The organism is Dongia deserti, from assembly GCF_003574735.1.
GTDB lineage: Bacteria > Pseudomonadota > Alphaproteobacteria > Dongiales > Dongiaceae > Dongia_A > Dongia_A deserti.
Genome location: NZ_QORW01000001.1, coordinates 480399 through 502350, shown reverse-complemented (window position 1 = coordinate 502350; position 21952 = coordinate 480399). Strand labels below are relative to the sequence as shown.

Here is a 21952-nt window from a genome sequence, read left to right as displayed (position 1 = left end):
ATCGTCAGTGCTTGACGACGTCCCGGTAGAGGTTGAGGTCGAAGGTCGGGCCGATGATCAGGCCGTCGACATTCTTGCGAAGCGCCGCAGTCTCGACCCGCTGAAACATGATGACGTAGGGACTCTCTTCCAGGGCCATCTTCTGCAGATCGACATACATCTGCGCCCGCTTGGCCGAGTCCTTCTCGTCGCGCGCCGCGAGCACCTTCTGGCTGCGGGCCTCATCGACCCACTGATTGCGCTTGGCAAGCGGCGCCATCAGATAGCCTTCGGCATTCGAATGCGGATCCTGATAGTCGGAGCCCCATTCGCCCAGGTAGATGTCGTGCTCGCTGGCGCGATACTTGGTCAGGGTCGTCTTGTTGTCGGCCAGTTTGATGATCAGGTTGATGCCGGCCTGGGCCATGGTGTTCTGCAGCGAGGCCGACAGCTCGCGCGCCTCGGTCTTGTTGGTGGTTTCCATGGTGATGTTGAACCCATCCGGGTAGCCGGCCTTGGCCAGCAGCTCCTTGGCCTTGGTGACGTTCAGCGAATAGGGGTTCTCGTTGTAGGCGCCGAGCTGGCCGTCCGGCAGGAAGGACTGGTGTTTGATGCCGGTGCCGGCGAACATGCTCTCCCCCAGGCCGTCGTAGTCGACAAGGTATTTCATCGCCTGGCGAACCTCGACCTTTGCGATGTGCGGGTTCTTGGTGTTCAGGCCCATGTACCAGAGCGCCGCCTTGGGCTTGGACTGGATCTTGACGTTTGGATCCTTGGAAACCGCCGTCACCTGGTCACCGGTCAGGTTGCGCGCCACGTCGATGTCGCCCTTCTGCAGCAGCAGCTGCTGGGTCGCGCTCTCGGTGACGTTCTTGATCAGGACGCGCTTGATCTTCGGCGCGCCGTCCCAGTAGCCCTCATTGGCTTCCAGCACGAGCGAATCGTTCGGCTTCCAGCTGCGGAAGAAGAACGGGCCCGAGCCGGCATAGTTGGTGCGCATCCAGCCGTGACCGAGATCGCCGTTCTCCTCGTGCTCCATCACGGTCTTCTTGTCGACCACGACGCTGGTGTAGGAGAGGCAGTTCATGAAGAAGCTCGGCGCGTATGGCGCATCCAGCTCCACTTCCAGGGTCATCGGATCCTTGACGCGGACCTTGTCCTTCACGTTCTCCGCCGTGAGGCCGAACTGGTTCATGATGAAGGCCGGGTTCTTGTTGAGCAGCACGAAGCGCTCCATCGAGAACTCGGCATCCTCCGCCGTCATCTCGTTGCCGGATTCGAACTTGATGCCCGGGCGGATCTTGAAGGTGAAGGTCTTGCCGTCGTCGCTCACCGACCAGCTCTCGGCCGCCTGCAGCTTCAGCTGCGAGGTGTTGTCGGGATCGATCACGACCAGCCGGTCGTAGGTGTTGGCCATGTATTCCGAGGCCGCGAACTCGTAGATCTCGGCCGGGTCAAGAGAGATGAAGTCGTCGATCACGTAAGCCATGACCAGCGTGTCCGCCGGGGTCTTCGCTTGCGCCGCGACGGACGAAGCCAGGATCGCGACCGCCGCCAGGGAGCCCTGGAGCGCGGATCGCAGGAACGGTTTCATGATGGTGCCTCCACGAGGTTTTTCGTTATTGCCCGCCGAATTTCTAGCCGATCGGTCAATTTGTCCAGCGGGAACGGGCCGAGAAGGACTCCCCGCCCATCACCTTCCCAATCTTTTACAAGCCATTCGTGGACGGGCGGCGCGCTTCTGTGCCCGGGAACCCACCGCCCGGTCACGCCGTTGTTTGTTGCAGAACGATGACCGTCGCGCCATATTCGCGTGAATTTTCAGCGACGTACGGGGCGGTTGGAACCCGTTTCATGACAAGGCAACAGGTGCAAGACCGGGGGGTTTTGGCCCGCTGGCGCTGGGCAGTGCCGGCCTTCTCGACGGTCGTGCTCTATGCCGTCGCCTACGTCACGTGTTGGGCGGCATTCGGGATCAAGATCATCGAATCGCGCGTGCCCTATGATCTGGGCCTCAACCTGCTCCTGGCATTCCTGGTGTTCTCGGTCTCGCGCCGAGTGTGGCCGTTCCTGCTGCTGCAGTTTCTCTATTTCACCGTGTTCTATGTGGGGAGCGCGCTCAAGATCGCCATGCTCGGCCGGCCGATCATGCCGGAGGACGTCCACAATCTGGCGGCGCTGATCGAGATTCTCGGCGCGGTCGGCTGGCTGGCCATTGCCCTGCCACTCGCCGCTCTGGCCTGCCTGTTCGTCTTCAACCTCAAATTCCGGGCGCGGCCGGCGCAAGCCGGCTGGGCGCTGCTGATCGCCCTGCCGCTGGGTGCCGCGAGCGATCCAAGCCCCCTCAGCAGCAGTTTCGACCGGTTGTTCGGCAATACCCCCTGGGACCAACGGGAGAATTTCATCTGGCGCGGCGGGGCACTGCATTTCGCTCAGGAGTCCCTGCGCACCCTGGCAGCCCGCCGTCCGATACCGACCGAAGAAGAGGTCCGTACCGCCGTCCGGCGCCGCGCGGCCGCGAGCGGCGGGATGGATCCGCTGGTCCCGCTCGGCCGCCGGCGCAATGTTCACATCATCCTGGAAGAGAGCTTCTGGGATCCGACCATCCTCAGCAAGGCGGGCTACAGTGCCGATCCGATCGACCCGCGGTTTCGCGCCCTGTGGAAGCAGTCCAATCACACCCAAGCCCTCAGCCCGGCTTTCGGCGGACAGACCGCCAATGCCGAGTTCGAAGTGCTATGCGGCTTGCCGGTGAGCCAGATCGCCGTCAAGTTCGAGTTCAGCCTGCTCAATGATGTGCCCTGTCTGCCGCGCATCTTGAGCGAGCTTGGTTATCGCACCGTGGCTTCGCATCCCAACGTGGCCGGCTTCTGGAATCGCTATGTGGCGTACGGGCACCTGGGCTTCGAGACCTTCTGGGCCCAGGACGAGATGGACATGAGCGACCGCAACGGGCCGTTCCTGGCGGACCGCTCGCTGCACCGCCAGATCAGCGAGAAGCTGCAGGCGACCGGCGACGGCAGGCCGGTCTTCAATTACATCGTCACCATCGACGGCCACTGGATGTACGATGCCGGAAAAGCGCGCCCGCCGGTCCTGACCAGCACGTCCAAAGTGAAAGAGGTCGGCGACTACGCCAACCTGCTGCACTACAAGTCGCGGGAGATGATGGATGCGATCGAGGCCATTCAGCGCGACGATCCCGATGCCCTGATCGTGGTGTTCGGCGACCATCTGCCGATGCTGGGCCGCAAGTTCGCGGGCTATGTGGAATCCGGTCTGCTACCGGACAATTTCGGCGCCTTCACCCGGGACCAATATGACGTTGCCGCGGCGACGCCGCTGCTGGTGGTGGACGGGCGCAACGGCCCCATGGATCTCGGCCGCATCCCGATGTACCGGCTACCCGGGATCATCTTGCGGCTGCTGGGCGAAGAGCGGCAGACCATCTTCGATCTGGTGCAGGTGCCCGCTTCTGTCATTCCCCGGCCGCTGCCCGATGTCATGCTGACCTATCAAGCAAGCGCGCCGCAGGAGCTGTGCAAAGATAAGACGGACTCTGCGAGCTGTGCGGAGGCCGCGGCCTGGCTATCGGACGCCCTGCTGCTCGATCACGATCTGTTCGCAGGCGATCAGCACGCGTTGAAGTTCCTGGGCCATGCACCGCCGGCTCGCGACGGCCTCCACGCCCGGTTTCACGTGAACTAGACGGCGACGCTGACCACGCGCGGCTGGTTGTCGATCGCCGATGGCGATCCGCCGGCGCGGCGATAGGCATTGGACGCCGCTTCGAATTGCGGATTGTAGAGGCCTCGGCGCAAGCGCTCCTGTGCGATGACGCTCGCGAGGAAGGTGCTCGAATTGCGCGCGTGCGCGCCGTCGCCGAAGCCATCGAAGATATCGACCGAGATCTCGTCATCGTCGGCGCCGGTGCCGACCGTGCCGGCATCGCTCGCCTCTCGCGACCGGTCCGCTTCGCGCGGGTCTGCTTCCGCGGCGCCGCGGCTGTTGTACGGGCGGAAGCGGAACGGCTTGCCCTTGACCTCGACCGTATCCTCGCGCCGCGAGTCGAGCAGCGTCAGGAAGGTGTGCGGTGCGCCCGGCGCCGGGCGCCGCGTGTTGCGCACTGTTTCGATGACGGAGTCCGAATCGATCTGCACCGCCCGGGCGCTGGCGCGCTGGGAGAATTGCGACGACGGCGGCAGAAGGATGGCGCGTGGAATCTCTTGCATCGGCTCTACAACGACACACGGTGATCGCCCGACGCGCAGCGGCGGGACGGTGCATCAACACCCGGCCCCACCCGGACGATCCTCGCAATTTGGGGCAATTCTGGCGGAACCGCAACTCGAGTCTGCGTGACAAGTTGAGATTCTGTCGCGTTTACAAAGCCTTAACCAATAGGATGCAATGCCCGTAAAATTGGCTGGATTCAGGAAATGTTAACGGTCCTGGCCCTACGGTCCAGGCCCAGTCCAGCTCACGCCAATTGGGTGCCCGTGAACGTGCCGATCGGAGAACCGGAAAGCAAGAAATCGGCCCCCGATCGGTCGAGCAAGCCAACGCCAGAATGGATCGAACACGCGCTGATCTCGGCCGGCGATGTGGCTTACTCCTGGGATGTGGCAACCGACCGGCTGGCCTGGGCCGGTAACCTCTCCGATGTGCTCACCGACATTCCGATGGAGACGCTGGCGACCGGTCACGCGCTGAACGACCGCATCCATCCGGAGGATCTGCCGCGCCGCCTAAAGGCGCTGTCCGACCATTTCGCGCTGGGCAGGCTGTACGATTGCGAATATCGCCTGCGCACAGGCCACGGCCAGGTGGTGTGGGTACATGATCGCGGCCTCGCGCAAATGGGCGGCGCCGGCATCCCGAAGACCATGGCGGGCGCGCTGCGCATCATCACCCAGCGCAAGCAGACCGAGGCGCGGCTGGAGCGCGCCGCCAATTACGACGACCTCACCGGCCACTTCAACAAGTCGCGCCTGCGGCAAGAGCTCGAGCAGTCGTTGAGTTTCGCGCGCCGCTTCTCGACGTCCGGCGCGTTCCTGGTGGTCGGCGTCGACAAGCTCGCGCTCATCAACAGCGCCTATGGCTATGAAGTCGGCGATGCCGTCCTGGTGACGGTCGGCCAACGTCTCGATCGCTTCGTGCGCTCCAGCGACGTGATCGGGCGCCTCTCCGGCGACCGGTTCGGCATCATCCTGACACAATGTCCGGAGGACATGATCGCGACCGCGATGGACCGCGTGATCGAAGTGATCCGCGAGCGGGCGATCGAGGTCGACAGCCAGTCGATCCCGGTGACTGTCTCCGTCGGCTGCGTGATGTTCCCGAATTTCACCTCCACCGCCTATGACGTGATCGCGCGCGCGGAGACGGCACTCAATGCCGCGAAGCTCGCTGGCCGGTCCTGCTGGCAGGTGCATCGCCCGTCGGAGCAGCAGAGCATCCAGCATCGCCGGCACATGGTGGTGGCGGCCCAGGTGCAGCGCGCCGTGCGCGAGGATCGCCTGATCTTCACCTATCAGCCGATCGTCAAGGCCGACACGTTCGAAGTCGTGAAATACGAATGTCTACTGCGGCTCAAGGACGAGCAGGGCAAGATCATGTCCGCAGCCGACTTCATACCGGTGGTCGAGGAATTGGGCATGACCCGTTTCATGGACCGCCACGTGCTCGATATGGCGATCGCCGAACTGCGCGCCAATCCGCAGGTCGAGCTGGCGATGAACATCTCCGGCCTCACGGCCACCGACCAGGCGTGGCTGCGCGCGCTCAACTCCGCTGTCAAAGCGACGCCGGAAGTGGCGCCGCGGCTGGTCGTGGAGATCACGGAGACTGCGGCCCTGCACGACATCGAAGAGACCGCACGCTTCGTCAATGCGGTGCGGGATCTGGGCTGCCGTGTCGCGATCGACGATTTCGGCGCCGGCTTCACCTCGTTCCGGCACTTGAAGGCCCTGACGGTCGACATGGTGAAGATCGACGGCTCGTTCGTCCGCGACCTGGCGGTCAATGTCGACAACCAGCTCTTCATCCGTAATCTGATGGGCCTTGCCGAGACCTTCGGCCTCAAGACCTGCGCCGAGTTCGTGGAGAACGCCGATGATGCCGCTTTCCTGGTGAAGGCCGGCGTCGACTATCTGCAGGGTTACTATTTCGGGCGCCCCGATTTCAGCCGTCACTGGCGCACCGGCGAGAAGATCGCGCCGGCGGTAAAGGGCTAGCGGCCACAACACGCATTGCGTACGCGCCCAGTTCGCGCAATAACCGGGCAATGCGAACAAGCCAAGAACAAGCATGACGGACCTGTTGAGCCCGCAGCCGCAGCGCGGCGGCGCGCGGCCCATTCTAGTCGCCGGCTTTGCCGAGGCGGCGTGGCTCGGCGCGGACGAACGCGTGGAGACGCTGGATCCCGTGCTGGCCGCGCGGCGGGCACTGGTGGAGGGGCCGATCGTCTGTCACGCGCCGGCGACCTTTCGCAGGCTGAGGAGCCAGCGCGCGCCGGTGGCGGACATCCTGGAGCTCTATGCCTTCGTGCGGCCGGCCAGCTTCTGCCTGCCGACGCCACGCGGCATCGCGCAGGCGATGAGCTTGCCTTTGCCCGATCACGCGCCGCTCGCAGACCAGGCGCGCCTGCTGGCCCAGGCAACACGTGCGTTGCTGGGAGAACTGGCGGCGACAACCTCGAAACGCCGCCGCGTCTTGGGGCTCGCCAATCTGATGGCCAGGGCCGGCTGGGTGTGGGGCCCCGATGTGATGAAGGCGCTGGAACCTGGTGGACCCCTATCGGCACAGGCTGGCGTCGCCGTATGGGAGGACCTGCCGGAGTGGCAGGACCAGGCGCAGGAACCCGCGCCCAGCGATCTCGCCGTGGAGCCGGCGGAAACGCGCCGCCGTCTGGCCGAATTGCTCGGGCCCCAAGCGGAGCAGCGCCCGCAGCAAGCGGACTATGCGGAAGCTCTGGTGCCGGCCTTTGCGCCGCGTCCGGCGGAAGATTCCCCGAACGTCGTGCTGGCGGAGGCGGGAACAGGCGTCGGCAAGACCCTCGGCTATCTGGCGCCGGCCGGCCTGTGGGCGGAGCGCAACAAGGGCGCGGTGTGGATCAGCACCTTCACGCGTCATCTGCAGAACCAGATCGATCAGGAGCTGGATCGGCTCTATCCAAATCCTGCCGCCAAGGCATCGCGCGTGGTGCTGCGCAAGGGCAGGGAGAACTATCTCTGCCTGCTGAATCTCGCGGAGCATTCGGGGCCGGCTTCCTTGCGCACGCAGGATGCAATCGCGTTCGGCCTGATGGCGCGCTGGACCATGGCGACGCGCGACGGCGATCTCGCCGGCGGCGACCTGCCGGGCTGGCTGGGCGACATCCTCGGCACCTCACGTATTGGCAATCTCGCCGACCGCCGCGGCGAATGCGTCTACAGCGCCTGCCCGCATTACGGCCGCTGCTTCATCGAGCGCTCAGTGCGCCGGGCACGCCGCGCCGATATCGTGATCGCTAACCACGCCTTGGTGATGATCCAGGCGGCACTCGGCGCGGAGGATCAGCGCCTGCCAACGCGCTACGTGTTCGACGAAGGCCATCATCTCTTCGAGGCGATCGACAGTGCTTTCGCCGCGCACCTGACGGGGCAGGAAACGATCGAGCTGCGCCGCTGGCTCCTCGGCGGCGAAGGCGGCGGGCGCGCCTCGCGTGCGCGCGGATTGCGGAGACGCGTGGAGGATCTAATCCTGGATGATGCGGGTGCGATCGACCTGATGCGCGACATCGCGGAGGCCGCGCGCGCCTTGCCTGGCGATGGCTGGCTGCAGCGCCTGCAGGACAAGCGGCCGAATGGCGCGGTTGAATCGTTCCTCCATGCTCTGCGCCAGGAGGTACTGGCGCGCGCCACCGACGATGCGATGGGCTATGGGCTGGAAATCGACGCACGGCCGGTGAACGAGCACGTGCTCAGGTCGGCGCTGACATTGGATCGCGAGCTCCAGCGCCTGCAGACCCCGATGCGCGAGTTGGCCAAGCGCCTCGCCAAGCGGCTGGACGACGATGCCGATGTGCTCGATTCCAACACGCGCCTCAGGATCGACGCCATAGTGCGCGGCATCACCCGGCGCGCGGAGAGCGAAGTCACCGCCTGGCGCGCCATGCTGCAGTCGCTTAGCGCACCGATGCCACCAGAATTCGTCGACTGGTTCGCGATCGAGCGCGTGGAGGGGCGGGAGTTCGATGTCGGCTTCTATCGTCACTATCTCGATCCCACCAAGCCCTTCATCGAGGCGGTGGCCAAGCCGGCGCATGGGGTTGTCGTCACGTCCGCGACACTGACTGATGGCTCGGGCAGCGAAGCGGCGTGGGAGGCTGCGGGGCAGCGCGTTGGCGCGCCACATCTGGTCACGCCGGCCTTGCGCGTGCGCGTGCCGTCACCCTTCGACTACGCCAACCAGACACGGGTCTTCATCGTGACCGATGTGCCGCGCACGGACGGAGCGCAAGTAGCGGCCGCCTATCGCGAATTGTTCCTGGCGGCCGGCGGCGGCGCGCTCGGCCTCTTCACCGCCATCGCCCGCCTGCGCGAGGTGCATAAGCGCATCGCACCGGCCCTGGAGCAAGCCGGCCTCGATCTCCTGTCGCAGCATGTCGATGCGATGAGCACGGCCTCGCTCATCGATGTTTTCCGGGGCGAGCGCGACGCCTGCCTGCTTGGCACCGATGCGGTGCGCGACGGCGTCGATGTGCCAGGTCCCGCCTTGCGCCTGATCGTGTTCGATCGCGTGCCCTGGCCGCGGCCGCACCTCCTGCACCGTGCGCGCAAGAGCGTGTTCGGTGGCACCGAGTACGATGACCAGCTCGTGCGCCTGAAATTGAAGCAGGCATTCGGCCGCCTGATCCGCCGCGCCGACGATCGCGGCGTGTTCGTACTGCTGGATCGCCAGATGCCCTCGCGCCTGCTCGGCGCCTTCCCGGCCGAGATCAAGGTCGAACGGCTCGGTCTCGCGGAAGTGATCGAGAAGACGCGCGCCTTCCTGGAGCCGAATCGCTTGCGATAGGCTTCAGCCCACGCCGATGCCGACATCCGCCCGAAGCCGCGCGAGATCATGCGAGGGCAGCACGCCCGCCAAGCTGGTCCATACTGGTTCCGCGGGGACAGCTCCGCTCTTCATCATGCCGGCCAGCAGCATCGCGCGTTCATGGGGCGACAGGGCCGGCACTTGGCTTCGCAGATCGTTGATCTGGTCCGTTGTCGTCCGCGAGGCGGTAAACGCCCTGATCACGGCGAAGATCTCATCATCCGTGCAGGTGTCCCACAAAGCGGCCATCCCCACACGCTCTTCAGCGTCGAGATGCGCAAGATAGGCCGAAACCATGCGGCACCAGGCGCGATAGAGCTCCACGCAGGCATTGAACGGGTCATCCGCACCATCGAAGCCGCGCAGCATCTCCTCCACCTCCGCCAATGCGGGCTCAAGGGCGTGATGCTCTCGCTCCAGCCGCGCCGCAACTTCGGGCGCCCGCGCGCGCAGCAGCGGGTGAATGAACCGCTCTTCGTTCTCAGCGTGCTGGTGCAACTCGCCTACTGCCGCGCGCAGGCCACTGGCAAGCGCTGCGACAGCCGAAGCATCCGCGTGGTCGACACGCCCCAGCGCCACCGCAAGACTGAAAAGGTGCGCGCGCTGGCCCTTGTGAACGTTGCGATACAGATCGATCCTGGCCATCCGTTCCTCTCCGGGATATAATGGATATATGTTGCCAAAATGACAATATATTGTCAATATGGCCTCCGATGAGAAAACCTTCGTCCGATCCCTACGCCCTGCTGGTCGCCAGAGTGTTCCAAGCCGCCGGCGAGATGCGCCGCGCCGGCGAGGCAATCGCGGCGCAGGTGGGCCAGACCCAGGCGCGCTGGCAGCTCATGTCGGTTGTGTCGGAAGGACATTGGACCGTACCGGACGCCGCGCGCGAACTGGGCGTCACGCGTCAAGGCGTCCAGCGCATCGCCGATGAGCTGGTCGCAGACGGTCTCGCACAATATGTCTCCAATCCCCGCCACCAACGCTCGCCGTTCCTTCAGCTGACGCCGCGTGGTCACGAGACGCTTGCGAAGATCACGGCGGTGGCGCGCCGCTCAAATCAAAAGATGGCGCGGCTGCTCACGGCCGAGCAGCTCGACGCGACACGCGACGTGCTTCATCGAATCATTGCGTCCTTGCAGGAAATGCGATGACCGGCGCCGGCTTCCTCACACGCCGAGATAGTCCAGCAGCCAGGACAAGGTGACGACCGAGGCCAGCGTGCTGCCAAGGATGATTCCCGTCGCGCGCCGCACATAGGTGTCGTGCTGCGAGGCCAGCACGAACACCAGCGAGCCCGTCGGCAGGGCGGCCATCAGCAGCAGGACATCGCGCCAGGCCGGCTCGATGGGGATCAGCCACAGGACGATCGCGAACGTCGCCAGTGGATGCAGGATCAGCTTCAAGGCCGACATGGCGGAGACTTCGACCAGATCGCCTTTGAAGCTCTTGCCGACCATGAACAGGCCCATGGCGAACAAGGCCGCCGGCGGCGCCGCCGCGCCCATGATATCGCAGAAGGTGAGCAATGGCGCCGGCACGTCGAAGGCGAAGGCGGAAGCCAGGATGCCGGCGATCGCCGAGAGCACTAGCGGCGACCGGAACACCCCGGCGAAAGCATCGCGCGCCACGTGCAAGTGATGGCTTGCCGTCGAGCGCTGTGCCTCGATCCATAGGATGTAGAGACCCATGATCAGCGCACCATTCACGATGGTCGCCAGGATCGCAGGCAGCGCCGCCTCCCGGCCGAACGCGGTGATGGCGAGCGGAATGCCCATGTAGCCCGTGTTGGAAAACAGCGCGCCCATGTTCTGCACCGCCAGGGCTGGGCCGCGCGTGCGGAACACCAGCCGTCCGATGATGAGCGCCGCGACCGCCGTCGCCAGCATTCCAAGCAGAAAGGCGATGAGGTAAGGCCAGTTGAAGATCTGCGACAACTCGACCTTCGCCAGCGAGCCGAAGAACAAGGCCGGCAACGCGGCGAAATAGACGAATCCGTTCAACGCCTCGCTGCCGCCTTTCCCCAGCAGGCGCATCCGCCCGCAGGCGAAACCCGCAAGAACAATGGCGAAGACCGGGAGAACGACGTTGACGACGGCTTCCATGCGGCCGCGACCTTGGCAGAGGCTTGAAGCCGGGTCCAGGGCTTGAGTTTCCGGTCGTGCCCGCTAGAGTGCGCGCAAGTGCAAACGTAGAAAGCGAGCCACCGGATGATCAGCCACCACGCCGCCCTTATCTACACCATGGTCATCATGTCCGCTGCCGACCGCGACATGTCGGATGCTGAATTGGGTGCAATGTCGGACATGGTCGGGCACCTACCGGTGTTCCGGGACTATGATAGGTCGATGATCACCAAGACGTCGGCCTCTTGCGTCGAGACGCTGAAAGGCGAAGACGGCCTGGAGAAGATCCTGAAGCTGATCCGCGCCAGCCTGCCGGAGAAGCTGCGCGAGACGGCCTATGCGCTCGCCTGCGACGTGGCCGCCGCCGACAGCAGCGTGACGCGGGAGGAGGCGCGCCTGCTCGACCTGCTGCGCTACGAGCTGCAGATCGGCAAGCTGGTCGCCGCCGCCATTGAACGCGGCGCCCGCGCGCGCCATTTGACGTTGTAGCGCAAAGAGCTCTGACGGCCGCCACTCACACCCTCGTCATGCCCCATGCTCGGCATGGGCATGACGAGGGTGCTTGCGACTGTCGGATCACGCTCTTCGAAATTCGTGGATGGTCGGGCCAAGCCCGAGAGGGCATCAAACCGGCTGCGTCTTCGCGTATTCGAAATAGAGTTCGCGCGCCTGGCGATAGACCGGGCCGGGCTGGAAGTCGCGCGTTTCGTAGCGCGTGACCGGCAGCACCTTGGCGTAGTTACCGGTGGAGAACATCTCGTCGCATGTGTCGAGATCTTCCACCGTCAGGTCGCGCTCTTCTGCCTTGACGCCGCTGTCGCGCAGCAGCTTCAGCACGCGCTGCCGTGTGATGCCGTTCAGGAACGTGCCGTTGGGCTTGGGTGTCAAGGCGACGCCATCCCTCACGATGAAGATGTTGGAGCCCGAGAATTCCGCGACGAATCCGTCCGGGCTCAGCATCACGGCGTCATCGAAGCCACGCTGTTGTGCCTCGGCCTGCGCGCGGCCGGCCTGCGCATAGAGGCCGACGGCCTTCGCGTCGGTGGTGGCTGAATCGGGGCCGGGGCGGCGGTATTTCGTGAGGCAAACCGACATCGGCCCGGGCTGCGGCAGCGGTGTCACGCTGAGCGAGATGATGAGCTGCGTGCTCTCCGGATCGGGCACAAGGCCGCCCCGCTCCGCCCACATGAAGGGGCGCAGGTAGAGCGGCACGCCATGGGGGAATTTGCGGATGCCTTCGCGCAGGATGGCTTCGATCTCCTTCGGGCTCTTGGGCGACTTGAGGCCGAGATTGGCGGCGGAGCGGATCGCTCGCTCGCAATGCAGGTCGAGATCGGGCGCATAGCCATCGAAAGCGCGCGCGCCGTCAAAGATCGCCGCACCCAGCCAGATCGCCTGATCCCACGCTTTCATGATCAGTGGATCGCCTTCGACCCACTTGCCGTCGATCCAGTTCAGCTTGTCCACGTTCCTGCCCCTGACTTCTCTCTATCAAACGCGTGCGAGCATAGCGGTAGGGGATGTCTGAATCGAGGCTGCGTTCGTTCGGCAAAGGCGGCGAAACGTGTGCCGGTACAATGTCCGCCGTGGCGAATCGCATTTCCGACGCCGAACGGCTTCTGCGGGCCGGAAAATTGCCGCAGCTGAAATGAGACGGGCGATCGGCTCGCACCGATCGCCCGCTCCTTCCCCAAGTCAGCTAAGCCGACGCCAACGATAGTGATGAATGTCGTTATTGAGTCGCCCAGAGCACGCGCGCGATCCAGCGGATGTCGCTGGATTTGAAGAAGGCGCCCGAGGCAGTGTCCGTCAGCGATTCGAGGTAAAGCCCTTCGGCTTCCTGCCGCCCGACGCGGCGGAGCAGCACCGAACCCGACGTGGTTCCAACCACGATCCGGTCGCCGCGGCGCACCTCCTGTTCCGGCGAGGCGATGACGATATCGCCGTCGCGATAGACCGGGTCGAACTCGTGACCGTTGATCTCGATCGCGAAGGCGGTGCGGTCCACGATACCTGGCGCATTGAAGCGGCCCCAGGCGCTGCCCACCGGCTGGCCGCTCTGATCGAAGCAGCTCTCGGTCGCCAGCCGGGCCAGCGCGACCACCGGGATCGACTTACCCGCCGCACCGCGGCCGGCGAGCTTGCCACCCTGGAACACCTGGCCTTCGCCGGTGCCGGGCGCGCCGGTCAGCGACACGAAACTGGAGAAGCTCTCGCCGGTCACGGTCAGGATCTTGGCGACCGATTCGGTCGACGGCCAGCGCGGCCGTCCCTCGCGCGTGATGCGCTTGCTCGGGTTGAAGGCGGTCGGATCAAGACCCGCCCGCCGCGCCAGGCCCGATGCCGACAGGCCATGCTTGGCCGCCAGACGATCGATGCCGCGCCATACATCCGCATGCTGGAGCATGGGAACTAGACCGGGACGCACGCTGGTCTCGCTCGGACGTTCCACAGCGCCCTCGATACCATTATTCAACATTTACCCCTCCCAATGATCGGGCCGCATCCGCGTCCGAACGACCCAAAAACCCGAAAGCCCCTTCTCGGTCGGGAGGCAATGTACTCCCATCCCACCTGAAAATATTCAGCGCAGAGGTATAGGTAGTTCCAACGATGTATGCCCGGTACCCACAAATCATCGGTTCTTTTGCGCCTCGGTCCCGCAGTTCAACGGGCGGTTTGGCCAAATAACAGTCAGCCTGTATAAACCCGCGGCAAGTTGGGGGGATTTCGATAATGGACTTTTATTCCCTTATAAGGCCAGTGCTTTGGCGGCTTGATCCGGAGCGCGCCCATCGGCTGGCGCTATGGGTCCTGGCCCACCAGCCGATTGGCGCCTTGAAGGACGATCCGCGCCTTCGGATCGAGGTGCTGGGCCGCCAGTTCGGCAATCCGATCGGCTTGGCCGCCGGGTTCGACAAGGATGCCAAGGCTTGGCGCCAAGCGTCGCGCCTCGGCTTCGGATTCGTGGAGGTCGGCAGTGTCACGCCACGTCCACAGCCCGGCAACCCGCGCCCGCGTCTGTTCCGCCTTGATCAGGACCGCGCAGTCATCAATCGCATGGGCTTCAACAATGAAGGCATGGAAGCGATGGCTGCGCGCCTCAGATACACATGGCCGGAGAAAGGCATCCTGCTTGGCATCAATCTCGGCAAGAACAAGGATACCGAGGATGCCGCCGCTGACTATGAAGAGGCCGCGCAACGGCTCGGCGGCCGCTGTGACTACATGGTCATCAACGTGTCGTCGCCGAATACGCCGGGCCTGCGCGCGTTGCAAGGCAAGGAGCCGCTGGCGCAGCTGGTCGCGCGCACCCATGCGGCCCTGGCTCAATCGGACGCGCCCACGCCACCGCCGCTGCTGCTCAAGATTGCGCCGGATCTGACCGACCAGGATCTGGCCGACATTGCCGAGGTTGCGCTGGAAGGAAAGCTCGCCGGCCTCATCGCCACCAATACGACGATCGCGCGGCCGTCCGGGCTCGATGCACGCTACGCCGCGCAGGTGGGCGGGCTGAGCGGCCGGCCGCTGTTCGAACCGTCCATCAACGTGCTGCGTGCGCTTTATCGCCTGACCCAGGGCAAGCTGCCGCTCATCGGCGTCGGCGGTGTGTCCAGTGGTGCGCACGCCTATGCCAAGATTCGCGCCGGCGCGTCCCTGGTGCAGCTCTATTCCGCTCTGGTGTTCGAAGGGCCTTATCTCGTACACCGATTGAAACGGGAATTGCTGCAATGCCTCGAGCGCGACGGCCTGAACTCGATCGGTGACGCCATTGGCTTGGATCATCGATGAACGCTCCTTAATGTTGCATTAACCACGCCGGCGTTACGACCTGAGACCAGCATGTCGGGATTTCGCGCCTTTCTGCCTTGCCTGATCTACATCGTGCCGGCCGCGATCATCGCGTCGGGATGGCCGCCGCGCGTGGCGGGCCTCGCGCCCGGAATGGCCCTGGTGTTCGGATTGCTGGTGCTGCTGAGCGGTGCGTTGCTGCATCTGGCGTACGCGCTGATGCGCGCCCGCGAACGCGCCGACGGCGAGGTCGCCGGTGCGATGGAAGCGATTGCGCATCTCGAGCGCGTGCAGCGCCGGCTTGAAGGTGATCTTGCACAGGTGCGCAACGCGCTCTCAGATCTGCAGGCGCGGCCGGAGCAGAATGTCGGCGCCGTCATCGCGGAGGTGAAGGTGCTGCAGTCGCTGGTGGAGCGGCTCTACTCGGCGCGCGCCGGATCGCCGGCATCGCAAGCAGCGGCGCCCGCGTCTACGCCTCTGAAGCCTACTGCAGCCCCGGCTGAGAATGGCGTTGCCGCGGCCGCCTCTTCCCTGCCGATGCCGCCCCTGGCCGAAGGATTGGACGAACAGACGATTCTCGACCTGGTGCGCGAAGGCCTGCGCGAGAACGCGGTCGAATTGGCGCTGCAGCCGATCGTCAGCTTGCCGCAGCGCAAGCGGCGCTTCTTCGAATGCTATTCGCGGGTGCGCACCAATGACGGCCGGATCATCGTGCCGGAGCAGTATCTCGAGGTCGCGGAGCGCCACGGCCTGGTGACTGCGATCGACAACCTGTTGCTGTTCCGCTGCATCCAGACCTTGCGGCGCCTCCGCAAGAGCAACGCCAATGTCGGCTTCTTCCTCAACATCTCGCCGCATACGCTGGCGGACCGCGGCTTCTTCCGCGATTTCATCCAGCTGATGTCGCAGAATATCGAGCTGGCACCGGCTCTGGTCTTCGAATTCCCGCAGCGCGCACTGCGCGAGGCCGACGAATCGCTGTGGCGCGATCTCGACCGGCTAGCGCAGATGGGCTTCCGCTTTTCCATGGACCAGGTCGGCGATCTCGATATCGACGCCGCGACCTTGTCGGGCCGGCACTTCCGCTTCCTGAAACTGGAGGCTGGCCGCGTGATGGAAGCGGCGCGCAGCGGCCTGCTCGGCAACGATCCGAAGCTGCTCAAGCGAACCCTCGATTCCTACGCCATCGACCTCGTCATCGAGCGCATCGAGACCGAGTCCATGCTACTGGAAGTGCTGGATTTGCACGTCGATTTCGGGCAAGGCTTCCTGTTCGGCGAGCCCAGGATCGCGAAGAGCGAGACCGCCGGCGCGCTCACCTGACAGAAGAACCCTGACCACGCATGAGTTTCCCGACACGAGTGATCCGCGGCCTCGGCGAAATCGCGGGCCGATACGATGCTTTCATCCTCGATCTTTGGGGCTGTCTGCATGACGGAGTAACGGTCTATCCCATGGCACTCGAGGCACTGAAGCAGCTGAAGTCTGCAGGCAAGCGTTCGATCATCCTCTCCAACGCGCCGCGCCGCGCCAGCGAGGTCAAGGCGCGCATCGGGGAGATGGGCATCACTCCGGACCTCTACGAGTTCCTGCACACCTCCGGCGAGGAGACCTGGCGCGAGCTGTCGCAGAACGAGATCGAGGTGCTGAAGGGCCGCGGCCGACGTCTCTATCCGATCATGCCCGCGCGTGACCGCGCCGTCATCGAGGGGGTGACCGCAACCTTGGTCGACGATCCGGCCGAGGCCGACTTCATCCTGGTGACCGGCACCGAAACGGGACAGGAGGAATTGAGCTCGTTCGATCCCGTGCTGGCACCCGCGGCCAAGCGCGGCATTCCGCTGGTCTGCGCCAATCCCGATCTGGTCGTGCATCGCGGCGGCGTGGAGGAGATCTGCGCCGGCTCCATTGCCCAGCGTTATGAAATGCTGGGCGGTGCGGTGATCTGGTTCGGCAAGCCTTATCCGGCAGTCTACCGGCGCATCCTCGCCGAATGCAGCCTTTCGTCCGATCACCTGCTGTGCATCGGCGATGCCTTGCGCACCGATGTGGCCGGCGGCAAGGCAATAGGCGCGGCCACCTTGTTCACCGTCGGTGGCATCCATCATCAGGAGCTGCTCGTAGACAACCAGATAGACCCGGCCCGCCTGGAGGCCCTGTGCCGCAGGCTGGGCCCAACACCGGATTTCGCGATCGCGCATCTGGGCTGGTAGCGATTGCGCCGATCGGGGGCGGAGCGATGAGCGCGGTATCGCAGACCTGGGAATGGAGGTTCCAGCATCCACCCGCGGCGATGTGGCCGCTGCTGGCCGACACCGCGCGCTTCAATGAGGCCGCGAGACTGCCCAAGCATCAAATCACCGAAATCCTTCAAGCCGACGGCTCGGTGCATTACCTCGCCGATGCGAAGATAGGCCCCTTCGGGATCAAGTGGCAGGAAAAGCCGGTTAATTGGGTGAGCGAGCAATGGTTCGAGCACACCCGCTATTTCCGCAACGGCCCGCTGAAGGTGTTGAGTGCCGAACTTCAGATCGAGCCCGAGGGGTCCGGCAGCCGTGCCCATTATTCGGTGACCATCGAGCCGGCGAACCTACTGGGCAAGCTGATGGTGGGCCGGATGCTTGCGTCCACCAAGGCGACCTTCGGTCGGCTGGCGGACGAAGCCGCCGCCTATGTCGCGGGGCAACGCAGCGAGCCTTTCCCCTACGCTGCGCCACAGGTAAGCGACGAGGTCAGGCAGCGGGTCGACCGCATGGTGGCGGAGATCGAGGCGACGCCCAACGGCCACGGTCTCGCGCGCCAGCTCGCTGACCACATCCTCAATGCTCAGGAGGTCGATCTTTGGCGTGTGCGGCCGCTAGCGCTCGCGCGCCTGTGGAACTGCCCGCCGCGCCATGCGATCGAGCTCTGCCTGCAGGCGGTGCGCGCCGGCCTGCTGCAATTGCGCTGGGATCTGCTGTGCCCGCGCTGCCGGGTGGCAAAGGGCTGGTCGGGTGGGCTCGATCACCTGCCGCAGGGAGCGCACTGTTCCTCCTGCAATATCGACTACGAGCGCGACTTCTCACGCAACGTGGAGGCCAGCTTTCACCCCGCGCCTTCCGTGCGCGTGCTGGAGAGCGGCGAATATTGCATGTGGGGCCCGATGTCGGTGCCGCACGTGAAGGCACAGGTCCTGTTGCAGCCGGGCGAGACGCGGGAGCTCAAGGCGACTCTGCCGTTCGGCCCCTATCGCTTCCGGACGCTCGAGCCTGGCCCGGAGGCCGACGTCGACTGGCGATCTGGCGGCCTCCCGGAACTGATCCTGGAGGACAAGCAAGTCGCCATCGGTGCGGCGGCGGCGCCGGGCCTGCTGCGCCTCACCAATCACGCACAGCGCCCGCTGATCGCCATCATCGAAGATCGCAGCTGGGTGGCCGATGCCTTGACCGCCGATCGCGTGACGGCGGTGCAGACCTTCCGCGACCTGTTCTCCGATGACGTGCTGCGGCCAGGCGATGAAGTGGCGGTCGGCCGCATCGCGCTGTTGTTCAGCGACCTCAAAGGCTCCACTGCGCTCTATCAATCGATCGGCGATGCCAGCGCCTATCACCTGGTGCGCGATCATTTCGCGTTCATGGCCAAGGTGATCCGCGAGCACGAGGGCGCGATCGTGAAAACCATCGGCGATGCGGTGATGGCGGCCTTCGTCTCGCCGGGGCAGGCGGTCGCGGCGGCCATCGACATCCAGCGCCGGGTCGCCGCGTTCAACCGCGAAAACCACATGGCAGGCGGCGCGGCCAGCCCGCCCATCGTCATCAAGCTCGGCGTCCACAGCGGCCCGACCATCGCCGTGACGCTGAATGACCGCCTCGACTACTTCGGCTCCACGGTCAACATGGCGGCCCGCCTGCAGGGCCAGAGCGAGGGCGGCGAGATCGTGCTATCGGCAGAAATCGCCGAGGATTCCGCCGTCGCGCCGCTCCTGGCGGACCTTCCAATGTTGCCTGATCAGGCCAACCTTAAAGGCTTCGGCCAGCCGATCAGGTTCTTTCGGCTCGGACCTTCGCTCTAAGGTATGTCCCACGGCCCTCCGCCGGCGCGGCACATCAAAAATTAACGCCTGCGGGCCAAAGCTGGTCGCGGGCGGAACGTTTGGTTCCTTCGGAGTTTCGCATGAATGCGTTAGCATCGGTTCGCGCAAGGAGGGCGACCGGTTTGGGGCTCAGCAACATCAGCCACGAAGCCGGCGAACGGGACTGGCGGTCCCGCTATCCCGAATTCTGCGCCCGGGCCAAGGGCACCAACGTCAACGACCGGACGCTGTTGGCGACCGACTATCTCAATCACGTCAATGAAATCATCATGCTCATGGAACTGGTGCCCGACGCTCCGGAATGCCTGGAGGATTGCCGCGTCTGGCAGCCGATGAGCTATGTCGAGCATTTCGAGGGCTCGTCGATCGCCGACCGCGACCTGGCCATCGAAGCCTATGCATTCTCTCCGCCGGAATTCCGCGCCACTTTCGACCGGCTCACCAATGAAATGCACCGGGTCATCGCCGGCGCCCTGGCCAGTCTGGAGGCGGCGATCACCCAGGGGGACGAAGAGCGCGCGCGCCGCGTGGTCGAGCTGGCGGTCGGCGCCCTCAAGACCATGGTAGACCAGGCCAGCTCCACCATTCATGGCGATGTCCAGATCATGGACCAGGCTGCCATCGATGGCCTCATGGACATGATGTAAGTCCCAAGCGAACCTATTGGCGTTCCTAGACTTCCAGTAATCCGGTCCGCTATAGTTGGAACTCGTTGCTGCACTGCGGAAGGTTCGCGCGTGGCCGATTTCAAGCATCATGAGCGGAAGGCTTGGGAAGCGCTTGCGTCCAAGGAGCTGAAGGGCGCCGATCCCGCCACCTTGACCTGGACGACGCCGGAAGGGATCGCGGTCAAACCACTCTACACGGCCGAGGATCTGGAAGGGCTTGAGGTGGCCGGCAGCCTGCCGGGCCTGCCGCCGTTCACCCGTGGCCCGCGCGCCACGATGTATGCCAATCGGCCGTGGACCATCCGGCAATATGCCGGCTTCTCCACTGCCGAGGAATCCAACGCCTTCTACCGCGACAATCTCCGGCGCGGCCAGATGGGGCTCTCCGTCGCCTTCGATCTCGCTACCCACCGCGGCTACGATTCCGATCATCCGCGCGTCGTCGGCGATGTCGGCAAGGCTGGCGTCGCGATCGACTCCGTCGAGGACATGAAGGTCCTGTTCGACGGCATCCCGCTCGACAAGATGAGCGTCTCCATGACCATGAACGGCGCCGTGCTGCCGGTGCTCGCGAGCTTTATCGTCGCGGGCGAGGAGCAGGGGGTGAAGCAGGCGCTGCTCTCCGGCACCATCCAGAACGACATCCTGAAAGAGTTCATGGTGCGGAACACCTATATCTATCCGCCCACGCCCTCGATGCGCATCGTCGCCGATATCATCGCCTACACGGCGCACCGCATGCCGAAGTTCAACTCGATCTCGATCTCCGGCTATCACATGCAGGAAGCCGGCGCGACCGCTGTGCAGGAGCTTGCCTTCACGTTGGCGGATGGCCTCGAGTATGTGCGCGCCGCCTTGTCGAAAGGGTTGAAGGTCGACGAATTCGCGCCGCGGCTGTCCTTCTTCTTCGCGATCGGCATGAATTTCTTCATGGAGATCGCGAAGCTGCGCGCCGCTCGCTATCTGTGGGCCAAGCTGATGAAGCAGTTCGATCCCAAGGACCTGCAATCCCTTGTGCTGCGTACGCATTGCCAGACTTCGGGCGTCTCGCTCACGGAGCATGACCCCTACAATAACGTCGTGCGCACCACGATCGAGGCGCTGGCGGCGGTGCTGGGCGGAACACAATCGCTCCATACCAACGCGCTCGACGAGGCCATGGCGCTGCCGACGCCGTTCTCCGCTTCGATCGCGCGCAACACCCAGCTCATCATCCAGGAAGAGAGCGGCGTGCCGCATGTGGTCGATCCGCTCGGCGGCAGCTACTACGTCGAGAGCCTGACCAATTCGCTGGTGGTGGAAGCCGAAAAGCTGATTGCCGAAGTGGAAGCGCTGGGCGGCATGACCAAGGCGGTCGAGTCCGGCATGCCCAAGCTGCGCATCGAGGAGGCGGCGGCCCGGCGCCAGGCGCGCATCGACCGCGGCGAAGACGTCATCGTCGGGGTGAACAAGTACCAGTCCGGCCAGCAGGCGGATGTCGACGTGTTGGCCATCGACAACACCAAGGTGCGCGAGCAGCAGATCGCGCGGCTCAACAAGGTCAGGGCGACGCGGGACGGCGCGAGAGTGGCCGCTGCACTCGATGCCTTGACCGAGGCCGCCGCCGGGAACAGCGGCAACCTGCTGGAGCTCTCCATCGCCGCGATGCGCGCGCGGGCGACGGTGGGCGAGGTGTCGGGCGCGCTGGAAAAGGTCTATTCGCGCCACAAGGCGGAAGTGCGGTCGATCTCCGGCGTCTACGGCGCCGCCTATCGCAACGATCCGGAGTTCCAGACCATCAAGAACGAGGTGCAGGCCTTCCTGACGGCGGAAGGACGGCGTCCGCGGATGCTGGTGGTCAAGCTGGGGCAGGACGGCCATGACCGGGGTGCCAAGATCATCGCGACCGCCTTCGCGGACATCGGCTTCGATGTGGATATCGGTCCGCTGTTCCAGACGCCGGATGAGGCGGCGCGCCAGGCGGTCGAGAACGACGTGCATGTGATCGGCGTTTCGAGCCAGGCGGCGGGGCACAAGACCCTGGTGCCGCAACTCATCGCGGCGCTGAAATCCGAGGGGGCCGGCGACATTGCCGTCGTCTGCGGCGGCGTCATTCCGGCCCAGGATTACGAGTTCTTGAAAAATGCCGGGGTGGCGGCAATCTTCGGCCCCGGCACCAACATACCAAAGGCGGCTGCGGAGATCCTCGGGTTGATCCGACGGCAACGAAAAGCCGCCTAGCATCGAATGGAGTGATC

17 protein-coding genes are annotated in these 21952 nt (G+C 64.7%); 11 read left to right on the top strand and 6 right to left on the bottom strand.

The annotated features are described in order from the left end of the window. Positions 1 to 4: 4 nt before the first annotated feature. Positions 5 to 1573, bottom strand: a complete 1569-nt coding sequence (locus tag DTX69_RS02450; protein ID WP_119299880.1) for an ABC transporter substrate-binding protein — start codon at positions 1571 to 1573, stop codon at positions 5 to 7. A gap of 260 nt (positions 1574 to 1833) precedes the next feature. Here DTX69_RS02450 and DTX69_RS02445 point away from each other — a divergent pair, with 260 nt between their 5' ends. After that, positions 1834 to 3687, top strand: coding sequence for an LTA synthase family protein (locus tag DTX69_RS02445; protein WP_162916536.1), 1854 nt, complete (start codon positions 1834 to 1836; stop codon positions 3685 to 3687). On the opposite strand, the gene DTX69_RS02440 is transcribed toward DTX69_RS02445, so the two are convergent. Next, positions 3684 to 4211, bottom strand: coding sequence for a hypothetical protein (locus DTX69_RS02440; RefSeq protein ID WP_119299878.1), 528 nt, complete (start codon positions 4209 to 4211; stop codon positions 3684 to 3686). The two genes, DTX69_RS02445 and DTX69_RS02440, sit on opposite strands and share 4 nt — an antisense overlap. Before the next feature lie 273 nt (positions 4212 to 4484). Here DTX69_RS02440 and DTX69_RS02435 point away from each other — a divergent pair, with 273 nt between their 5' ends. Together DTX69_RS02435 and DTX69_RS02430 are read left to right on the top strand one after the other, a co-directional pair. Then, a complete protein-coding gene (locus tag DTX69_RS02435; protein ID WP_162916534.1) occupies positions 4485 to 6215 on the top strand; it encodes a putative bifunctional diguanylate cyclase/phosphodiesterase in 1731 nt (576 codons plus the stop codon). Between the two features lie 73 nt (positions 6216 to 6288). Then, positions 6289 to 9036, top strand: a complete 2748-nt coding sequence (locus DTX69_RS02430; RefSeq protein ID WP_119299876.1) for an ATP-dependent DNA helicase — start codon at positions 6289 to 6291, stop codon at positions 9034 to 9036. A 3-nt stretch (positions 9037 to 9039) separates the two neighbouring features. On the opposite strand, the gene DTX69_RS02425 is transcribed toward DTX69_RS02430, so the two are convergent. Next, positions 9040 to 9702, bottom strand: coding sequence for a hemerythrin domain-containing protein (locus DTX69_RS02425; protein WP_119299875.1), 663 nt, complete (start codon positions 9700 to 9702; stop codon positions 9040 to 9042). Positions 9703 to 9770: 68 nt separating this feature from the next. Between DTX69_RS02425 and DTX69_RS02420 the strand changes: the two genes are divergently transcribed. Beyond that, complete coding sequence (locus DTX69_RS02420; RefSeq protein WP_119299874.1) at positions 9771 to 10211, top strand: MarR family winged helix-turn-helix transcriptional regulator; 441 nt, start codon at positions 9771 to 9773, stop codon at positions 10209 to 10211. A gap of 15 nt (positions 10212 to 10226) precedes the next feature. Here the strand turns inward: DTX69_RS02420 and DTX69_RS02415 are convergent, their stop codons facing one another. After that, the gene (locus DTX69_RS02415; protein ID WP_119299873.1) at positions 10227 to 11162 is read right to left on the bottom strand and encodes an AEC family transporter; all 936 of its coding nucleotides are present in this window, start codon (positions 11160 to 11162) and stop codon (positions 10227 to 10229) included. Positions 11163 to 11267: 105 nt separating this feature from the next. Between DTX69_RS02415 and DTX69_RS02410 the strand changes: the two genes are divergently transcribed. Continuing rightward, entirely contained in the window at positions 11268 to 11672 is a 405-nt protein-coding gene (locus DTX69_RS02410; RefSeq protein WP_119299872.1) for a tellurite resistance TerB family protein, read from the top strand. 135 nt (positions 11673 to 11807) lie between these two features. Here the strand turns inward: DTX69_RS02410 and DTX69_RS02405 are convergent, their stop codons facing one another. After that, the gene (locus DTX69_RS02405; protein WP_119299871.1) at positions 11808 to 12650 is read right to left on the bottom strand and encodes a branched-chain amino acid aminotransferase; all 843 of its coding nucleotides are present in this window, start codon (positions 12648 to 12650) and stop codon (positions 11808 to 11810) included. A gap of 265 nt (positions 12651 to 12915) precedes the next feature. Beyond that, a complete protein-coding gene (locus DTX69_RS02400; protein WP_284735496.1) occupies positions 12916 to 13662 on the bottom strand; it encodes a S24 family peptidase in 747 nt (248 codons plus the stop codon). A gap of 254 nt (positions 13663 to 13916) precedes the next feature. Here DTX69_RS02400 and DTX69_RS02395 point away from each other — a divergent pair, with 254 nt between their 5' ends. The 6 genes from DTX69_RS02395 (at position 13917) to scpA (ending at position 21935) form a co-directional block, all read left to right on the top strand. Then, a complete protein-coding gene (locus tag DTX69_RS02395; RefSeq protein ID WP_119299869.1) occupies positions 13917 to 14975 on the top strand; it encodes a quinone-dependent dihydroorotate dehydrogenase in 1059 nt (352 codons plus the stop codon). 51 nt (positions 14976 to 15026) lie between these two features. Next, positions 15027 to 16298, top strand: coding sequence for an EAL domain-containing protein (locus tag DTX69_RS02390; RefSeq protein ID WP_119299868.1), 1272 nt, complete (start codon positions 15027 to 15029; stop codon positions 16296 to 16298). 20 nt (positions 16299 to 16318) lie between these two features. Further along, positions 16319 to 17188, top strand: a complete 870-nt coding sequence (locus tag DTX69_RS02385) for a TIGR01459 family HAD-type hydrolase (RefSeq protein ID WP_119299867.1) — start codon at positions 16319 to 16321, stop codon at positions 17186 to 17188. A 26-nt stretch (positions 17189 to 17214) separates the two neighbouring features. Beyond that, entirely contained in the window at positions 17215 to 19026 is a 1812-nt protein-coding gene (locus DTX69_RS02380; RefSeq protein ID WP_119299866.1) for an adenylate/guanylate cyclase domain-containing protein, read from the top strand. A 101-nt stretch (positions 19027 to 19127) separates the two neighbouring features. After that, the gene (locus DTX69_RS02375; RefSeq protein ID WP_162916532.1) at positions 19128 to 19694 is read left to right on the top strand and encodes a hypothetical protein; all 567 of its coding nucleotides are present in this window, start codon (positions 19128 to 19130) and stop codon (positions 19692 to 19694) included. 90 nt (positions 19695 to 19784) lie between these two features. Continuing rightward, on the top strand, positions 19785 to 21935 hold the full coding sequence (scpA, locus tag DTX69_RS02370) for a methylmalonyl-CoA mutase (RefSeq protein WP_119299864.1): 2151 nt from the start codon (positions 19785 to 19787) through the stop codon (positions 21933 to 21935). Positions 21936 to 21952 lie beyond the last annotated feature (17 nt).